Consider the following 6,722-nt stretch of genomic DNA (forward strand, 5'->3'; position numbering starts at 1 on the left):
GTTCGTACGGACCGACCCGGGGGCCTCCTCCGCGCTCAGGCGCCGGCCGGCCGCCGGCGGCCGAGCAGGCCGTCCTCGTGCAGGATGAGCGCCTGGCCGCCCCACACCAGCACGGTGCCGACCAGACAGGCGAGCGCGACCAGGATGCCCACGCCGATCCTGAACGGCCGGTGCTCGGCCACCTCGCCGGTCGAACCGTCCGCCCACACCTGCTCCCGATGGCCGTCCGGGTGGTCGCCGTCGGGGGAGCGGCGGACCTGCTCCCAGTCCTGCCCGGCCGCCGTCCAGCGGTAGGTGCAGCTGTAGACGTCGACCGAGCCGATCGGGCCGCGGTCGCCCTCCAGGGTCTCCGAACCGGAGACGTGGCAGCCGCTCAGGGTGGCCGTCACCGCCTTGTCGGTGCGCATCCAGCTCCGGATGTCGTCCGTGGCGGAAGCCGCCATCAGGGCGCCGACCAGCGGCGGTACGAGCAGGAACAGGCCGATGCCCACGACCGCGCCGGGGGAGACCTCGTCCCGCAGGAACGGTCCCGAGGCCGCCGCGCCCGCCAGCAGGGCGGCCCCGAACGCCCACCCGTGCCAGGACAGCCACCCCGGGTCGTCGAACACCCACTGCCAGGCGGCCAGCCCGCCCACCACCGTCGCGACCAGGGCGGCCGCCAGGGCCACCAGGACGCAGGCCCGCTGCAAGGCGCTCCACTCGTGCACGCTCGGTGCCCCCTCCGCACTCGGCTCCGCCCCCATCCTGACGGAGGGGTGCGACATGATCCAGAGCCCGGCACCGGGACCGCTCCGCACCCGGCCCTCGGACCGTCCTCAGGACAGTCCGAGCAGTGCCCCGGCCCCGGCCGCCGCCACCACCAGGAGCAGGGCGGCCCCGTGCGGGCGCCACAGGGCGAGGGCGGTGCCGACGGCCTCGCGCAGCAGGAGGTACGGGCCGTGTGCCAGCGGGCCGTCCGCGCCGAGCACGGCGGCGGGGGCGCCGGCCCTGCGGGCGGCGAGGGCGGAGCGGACGGTGTGGAAGCCGTTGGTGACCACCGTGCAGCGGTAGCCGGGGCGCTCGGCGGCCATCAGGGCGGCGCTGAAACGCAGGTTCTCGGCGGTGTTCACGGCCCGCTCCTCGCGCCGGATCCGCTCGGCCGGGACGCCCCGGGCGACCAGGTAGCGGGCCATCGCGGCGGCCTCGGTGCAGTCCTCGTGCGGGCCCTTCCCGCCGGTCACCAGGACCAGCGGGGCGTACCCGGCGGCCTCCTCGGCGGCGAAACGTTCCAGCGCGGCGTCCAGCCGGGCCGCCAGCGGGGGCCCGGGCTCGCAGCCCTCCAGCGCGGCGCCCAGGACCACCAGGTAGTCGGAGCCGGCCGGCGCGGGCCGGCGGCGCTGGTACAGCGCCAGGCCGAGGAAGCCGAGCAGCCAGAGCGGGACGGACCCGCAGAGCAGGACGGCGACGAACAGCAGGACGTGCATGTACGTTCGAACGCCCGCGGCGGAACGACCGTTCCGGGGCGGTCCCGAAACGCGGAATCCCCGTTCCGGAGGCGGAACGGGGATTCCCGGGAACGGTCGTTCCGCGGTGGCCGCGTGGTGGGCGGGCCGAAGGCTCAGCCGGTCTCGGCCGCCGGGGTGACGCCCGCCACGGGGGCCGCCGGGGCGGCCGGAGCCGTGCCGGGGCGCCGGTCGCGCTTGTGCAGCGAGGCCAGGTAGGCGTTGTACGCCTCCAGCTCGGCGTCGCCGGTGCGCTCCTCGGAGCGGTCGCGGCGGCGGGCCTGCCGCTGTTCGGAGCCCATCCACTGGTACACCAGCGCGATCAGCACGATCGCGGTCGGGATCTCGCCGAACGCCCAGGTGATGCCACCGGCCAGCTTCTGGTCCTCCAGCAGGTTCGTCCCCGGTGGTGCGCCCTCCACGGTGAAGGTGGTGACCAGCGGGTGGCCCGCCATCATCACCGCCACGCCGAAGAAGGCGTGGAACGGCATCCCCATGAACAGCTCGATGATCCGCATCACGTGGCCCGGGCGGTGCGGGCCCGGGTCCACGCCCATGATCGGCCAGAAGAAGGCCAGCCCGGTGAGCAGGAAGTGCACCATCATGAAGATGTGCCCGAGGCGGTACTGCATCAGGAAGTCGAACAGCGGGGTGAAGTAGACCCCGTACAGGCTCGCGATGAACATCGGGATGGTGAACGCCGCGTGCGAGACGACCCGCATGTACCGGCTGTGCAGCAGCGCCACCAGCAGCTCGCGCGGCCCGCGCGGACGGCCCTTGCCGGCCGGGCGCAGGGCGCGCAGCGCCAGCGTGATCGGGGCGCCCAGCAGCAGCAGGATCGGCGTCAGCATGGAGAGCACCATGTGCTGGATCATGTGCGCGCTGAACAGCACCATGCCGTAGTCGTTCAGTCCGGTGCAGGTGACCAGCAGCATGGTGGCGACACCCGCCGCCCAGCCGACCGCCCGGCCGATCGGCCAGCGGTCGCCGCGCCGGTACAGCCGCACCACGCCCGCCGCGTACAGCCCCAGGAGGACCAGTCCGCCGAGCAGGAACACCCAGTCGGGGGACCAGGTCCAGACGTTGGACAAGCTGAACGGGCCTAGCTGGGTCATCCCGCCGTGGTGGTGCATTCCTGACATTCCGTCGCCCATCGGCGGGTCCTGCTTTCCGTCCTCGTGGTCCCGGGTGCGGGTCCGGTTCGCCCGTTTTGCTTGACATACAGCCTAGGTGGGCTTACCCCGGAGCATTCCCCCGCCCCCTCCGTACGGGTGTCTCCCCACCGGAGCGCCTCCTGGCTAGACTGACCGGCCGGTCGGCAGGGAGGCTCGGAGATGGCGACGGAACACGGCCCTGCGGCGCCCACCACGGTCGCGCTGACCGGGGCGACGGGCTTCATCGGCTCCGGCGTGCTCGCGGCCCTCGCCGCGCGCGGCGCCCGGGTACGCGCCCTGGCCCGCACACCGCCCCAGGGCGCCGTACCGGGCACCGCCTGGGTCCCGGGCGACCTGGCCGACCCGGCGGCACTCACGGAGCTCTGTACGGGCGCCGGGGCGCTGGTGCACCTCGCCTCCCGGGTCGACGGCGGCACCGAGGAGTGCGAGGCCGTCAACGACCGGGGCACCGCCGCCCTGATGGCGGCCGCCACCCGCGCCGGGGTACGGCGGGTCGTCCACCTCTCCACGGCGGCGGTCTACGGCGAGGGCCCGCACCAGGGCATCGAGGTGGACGAGGTGCCGCCCGCCCCGGTGTCCGAGGCGAGCCGCACCCGGCTGCTCGGCGAGCGCCACGCACTGGCGGCCGGCGGGTGCGTGCTGCGCCCCGGACTGGTGACCGGCACCGGCGACCGCTGGGTGGTGCCCGCGCTGGCCGAGCTGGTCCGCCGGGTGCCGGTCCGCTGGGAGGGCGGCCGCACGCGGCTCTCGATGGTCGACCGCGCCGACCTGGCCCGGCTGATCACCGCGCTCGCCCTGGACGGGCAGGCCGCCCCGCCGGGCGTCCACCACGCCTCGCACCCCGACCCGGTCCGCGGCGGCGACCTGCTCACGGCCCTGGCCGACCTCGGCCTGCTGCCCGCCCCGGACGGCCCGGACACCCCCTGGGAGGAGTGCCGCCGACTGCTGGCCGCCGCGCCCGGCCGGGTCTCCGAGCGGCAGTTCGGCCTGATCGCCCGCGACCACTGGTACCGCAGCGAGCGGATCTGGCACCTCGCCGCCTGCCCGCCCGGCCCCGGCCCGCTGGCCCGCCTCCCGGAGGCCGCCCCCTGGTACCGCCAGGCGCTCGGCCGGCCCTGAGGGGCCGCCGGGAGGCGGGCGCCCCCGTCGCGGCGGCCGGCGGCCCCACCCGGCGCGGGACCGTCAGGCCGTGGCCTGCCCGGCGCCGGGGCGCTGGTTCTTCGCGTCGACGACGGCCCGGGTGACGATGGTCGTGCGCTCCACGACGGTGCCGGGCTTGATGCCGTACTGCTCCCGGACCTGGACGCCACGGCTGCCGAGGTACTGGTGGCTCTCCCGATCGAAGATCCACTCCGATCGCTCGCCGGTCTGGGGGTCGAGCCGCGCCAGCGCGATCCCGTCGCGGCCGGAGGCGTCCTGGGCGTGCTCGACCACGACGACGCCCGGGATCTTTCCGGCGGCCTCGTAGAGCGAGGCGGCGAGGGTGGAGGGGATGAGCTGCTCGCGGATGATGGAGCCGATCTCCCTGAACGCCTGCTGGTCGTGGTCCCGGTCGCCGCTCACCGTCGAGTAGACGGACTTCAGCAGCGCGTCGGGGTCGGCGGGCTGGGCCGCGAGCCACTGGTAGGTCAGCTGCTCGCGGGGCTCGTCGTTGTCCAGCGTGATGCCGCCCTTCGACTGGTAGCCCGGCTCGTCCAGCCAGCCCTTGGTTCCGTCAGGGGACTTCCACACCTCGCGGTCGTGCAGCGGCTGGACCCAGGTGGCGGACTCCCCGGTGTCCGCGTTGTGACGGCTGGCCATGAAGGAGACCTGGCTCTTGACGTAGATGAACTGGCCCGGTCCGGGCTGGGGCGTGGTGCGCGCCGTCGCGGCGGTGGCGATCGCGTGGACCGTCGAGGCGAGTTGGACGGTGCTCCCCTCCTCGATCTGCACGACGGGTGCCCTGACCAGCTGCGGGGAGTCGACGGTGCCGGCCGGGGTGTTCAGGGAGACGACCACGGCGAGGGCCGCGGCCGCGGCGACCGGCGCCGCGAAGAGGACGGCGCGGCGCAGCGGGCGCCGTACCGGGGCGGCCGCGGGGGCGGCCTGGTCGGACCGGTGGATCTCGCTCATCAAGTGCTCCTCGAGCAGGTCCTGGCGGTCGGCCGCCAGGCGGGGATCGGCCGGCGCCGGCAGCAGACGGGCCAGTTCCGCGGGGTCGAGCGGTTCGGTGCGCCGCCGCGAGTTGCGGATCATCGGTGCGTCTCCTTGTGCGGCCGGGCCGCGGTGCCGCGGCTGCCCTGTACTTGTCCGGGGATCGGGAGCGGTTCCGTGTTCTTCTGCGCGGCGCGCAGTTCCTCGGCCGCGAGTCTGCGCAGTCGGGTGCGGGCACGGGAGAGGCGCGAGCGCACGGTGCCGACGGGTATGCCGAGGGTGGCCGCCGCCTCCGCGTAGCCGAGCCCGGACCAGACGCAGAGCGCGAAGACCTCGCGTTCCGAGCGCCGCAGGCGCCCCAAGGCCTTGTGGGCGGCCGCGAGTTGCTCGGAGTCGGCGATCCGGCCGACGAGTTCGTCGGCGAAGTCGGGGACCGGGTCGGTCGCGGGCATGCGGGCCATGGCCGCGCTGTGGCGGCGGGCGGCGCGCGTCGTGTTGCGCAGCACGTTGACGGCGATGCCCATGAGCCAGGGGCGTGGACTGTCGCCCTCGTCGCGGAGCTTCCCGCGCAGGCGCCAGGCCTCGAGGAAGGTCAGCGAGACGACGTCCTCGGCGAGTGCCCAGTTCCCGGTCACGCGCACGGCGTGGCGGTACACCAGGGACGCGTGGTCCCGGAAGAGGTCGCGGAACGCTTCGGGGTTCCCGGCCCGGAGCCGGGAGTGCGGATGGTTCACGTCATGCCTTGTCCGGGCGGGAAGGCCGGTTCCCGTGACCCGGGTCACCATCCGCGGGATCAGGTCCTGGGGACGAGGGTGTTCTCGTTGCGGCGGCCGGCGGCGTGGTCGTCGATGTTGCGGGCGGTGGCGTCGATGATCTGGCCGACGGCGGTGCGGGTGAAGTAGGCCTGGTGGCTGGTGACGAGGACCTGGGGGAAGGTGACGAGGCGGGCGAGGGTGTCGTCGGTGATGCCCTCGATGGAGCGGTCGGTGAAGAAGACGCCGGTCTCCTCCTCGTAGACGTCCAGGCCGACGCCGGAGAGGCGTCCGGCGCGCAGGGTCTCGACCAGGGCGGCGCTGTCGACGAGGCCGCCGCGGCTGGAGTTGATGAGGATGGCGTCGTCCTTCATGCGGGCGAGGGCGGCGCCGTCGATGAGGTGGTGGGTGGCCGGGAGCAGGGGGACGTGGAGGCTCACCAGGTCGGCGCGGGTGAGGAGTTCGGGCAGTTCGGTGTAGCGCATGCCGAGGTCGAGGCAGGCGGGGTTCGGTGCGATGTCCCAGCCGAGGAGTTCGGTGCCGAAGCCGGCGGCGATCCGGGCGAAGCACTCGCCGATCTTGCCGGTGCCGATGACGCCGACGGTCATGCCGTGGATGTCGCGGCCGAGGAGGCCGTCGAGGCGGAAGTCGAACTCGCGGGTGCGGCCGGCGGCGCGGGTGAGGCGGCGGTTGACGGCCAGTGCGAGGGTCCAGGCGTGTTCGGCCACGGAGTACGGGCTGTAGTGGGAGACCCGGGCGACGGTGAGGCCGAGTTCGGCGGCGGCGTCGAGGTCGATGTTGTTGAAGCCGGTGGAGCGCTGGGCGATCAGCTCGGTGCCGCCGGCGGCGAGGACGGCGAGGGTCTCGGCGTCCAGGACGGCGTTGACGCTGCTGCTGACGGCCGGGTAGCCGGCGGCGAGCGGGGCGGTGTCGCGGTTGAGGAACACGTCCAGGCAGCGCAGCCCGTGGCGGCCGGCGAAGGCCTGCTCCAGCAGCGGCCGTTCGTCGGCCTGCACTCCGTACGCGAGGATCTCCATGCGGGACACGCTAGCGGCGGGGGCCGCCGGACGCCCGCCGGGTGCGGCAGGCGTCCCCCCGGGACGTACGGAGGCCCCAGGAGGCCCCGGGACGTACGGAGGCCCCGGGACGTACGGAGGCCCCGGGCCGCGCGGGGCGGGCCC

The 6,722-nt window shown here is 74.7% G+C and carries 7 protein-coding genes; 1 reads left to right on the forward strand and 6 read right to left on the reverse strand.

What is annotated here, in order from left to right; all coding sequences use genetic code 11:
* Positions 1-35 precede the first annotated feature (35 nt).
* The 3 genes from ACFU6K_RS27225 to ACFU6K_RS27235 form a co-directional block, all read right to left on the reverse strand.
* Complete coding sequence (locus ACFU6K_RS27225) at positions 36-707, reverse strand: hypothetical protein (RefSeq protein ID WP_380667303.1); 672 nt, start codon at positions 705-707, stop codon at positions 36-38.
* Between the two features lie 108 nt (positions 708-815).
* Positions 816-1,463 carry a YdcF family protein gene (locus ACFU6K_RS27230; protein WP_380667305.1) on the reverse strand — a complete coding sequence of 216 codons (648 nt, stop codon included), beginning with the start codon at positions 1,461-1,463 and terminating at the stop codon, positions 816-818.
* 134 nt (positions 1,464-1,597) lie between these two features.
* Positions 1,598-2,614, reverse strand: coding sequence for a cytochrome c oxidase assembly protein (locus ACFU6K_RS27235; protein ID WP_380667307.1), 1,017 nt, complete (start codon positions 2,612-2,614; stop codon positions 1,598-1,600).
* A 201-nt stretch (positions 2,615-2,815) separates the two neighbouring features.
* Here ACFU6K_RS27235 and ACFU6K_RS27240 point away from each other — a divergent pair, with 201 nt between their 5' ends.
* A complete protein-coding gene (locus ACFU6K_RS27240; RefSeq protein ID WP_380667309.1) occupies positions 2,816-3,775 on the forward strand; it encodes an NAD-dependent epimerase/dehydratase family protein in 960 nt (319 codons plus the stop codon).
* Between the two features lie 63 nt (positions 3,776-3,838).
* Here the strand turns inward: ACFU6K_RS27240 and ACFU6K_RS27245 are convergent, their stop codons facing one another.
* The 3 genes from ACFU6K_RS27245 to ACFU6K_RS27255 are packed head-to-tail and all read right to left on the reverse strand — an operon-like array spanning position 3,839 to position 6,578.
* Positions 3,839-4,891, reverse strand: a complete 1,053-nt coding sequence (locus ACFU6K_RS27245; protein ID WP_380667311.1) for a CU044_5270 family protein — start codon at positions 4,889-4,891, stop codon at positions 3,839-3,841.
* Positions 4,888-5,523 (reverse strand): RNA polymerase sigma factor, encoded by a 636-nt coding sequence (locus tag ACFU6K_RS27250; protein ID WP_380667313.1) that lies wholly within the window; start codon positions 5,521-5,523, stop codon positions 4,888-4,890. Before ACFU6K_RS27250 ends, ACFU6K_RS27245 begins: the two co-directional genes overlap by 4 nt.
* Before the next feature lie 59 nt (positions 5,524-5,582).
* Positions 5,583-6,578, reverse strand: a complete 996-nt coding sequence (locus tag ACFU6K_RS27255) for a 2-hydroxyacid dehydrogenase (protein ID WP_380667315.1) — start codon at positions 6,576-6,578, stop codon at positions 5,583-5,585.
* Between the last annotated feature and the right edge of the window lie 144 nt (positions 6,579-6,722).

The organism is Kitasatospora sp. NPDC057512, from assembly GCF_042802135.1.
Taxonomy (GTDB): domain Bacteria; phylum Actinomycetota; class Actinomycetes; order Streptomycetales; family Streptomycetaceae; genus Kitasatospora.

Bases quoted from the DNA above. Each gene is read 5' to 3' on its own strand.
- ACFU6K_RS27240 (WP_380667309.1), top strand. From the start codon at position 2,816: ATGGCGACGGAACACGGCCCTGCGGCGCCCACCACGGTCGCGCTGACC.
- ACFU6K_RS27255 (WP_380667315.1), bottom strand. From the start codon at position 6,578: ATGGAGATCCTCGCGTACGGAGTGCAGGCCGACGAACGGCCGCTGCTG.
- ACFU6K_RS27235 (WP_380667307.1), bottom strand. From the start codon at position 2,614: ATGCACCACCACGGCGGGATGACCCAGCTAGGCCCGTTCAGCTTGTCC.
- ACFU6K_RS27230 (WP_380667305.1), bottom strand. From the start codon at position 1,463: ATGCACGTCCTGCTGTTCGTCGCCGTCCTGCTCTGCGGGTCCGTCCCG.
- ACFU6K_RS27245 (WP_380667311.1), bottom strand. From the start codon at position 4,891: ATGATCCGCAACTCGCGGCGGCGCACCGAACCGCTCGACCCCGCGGAA.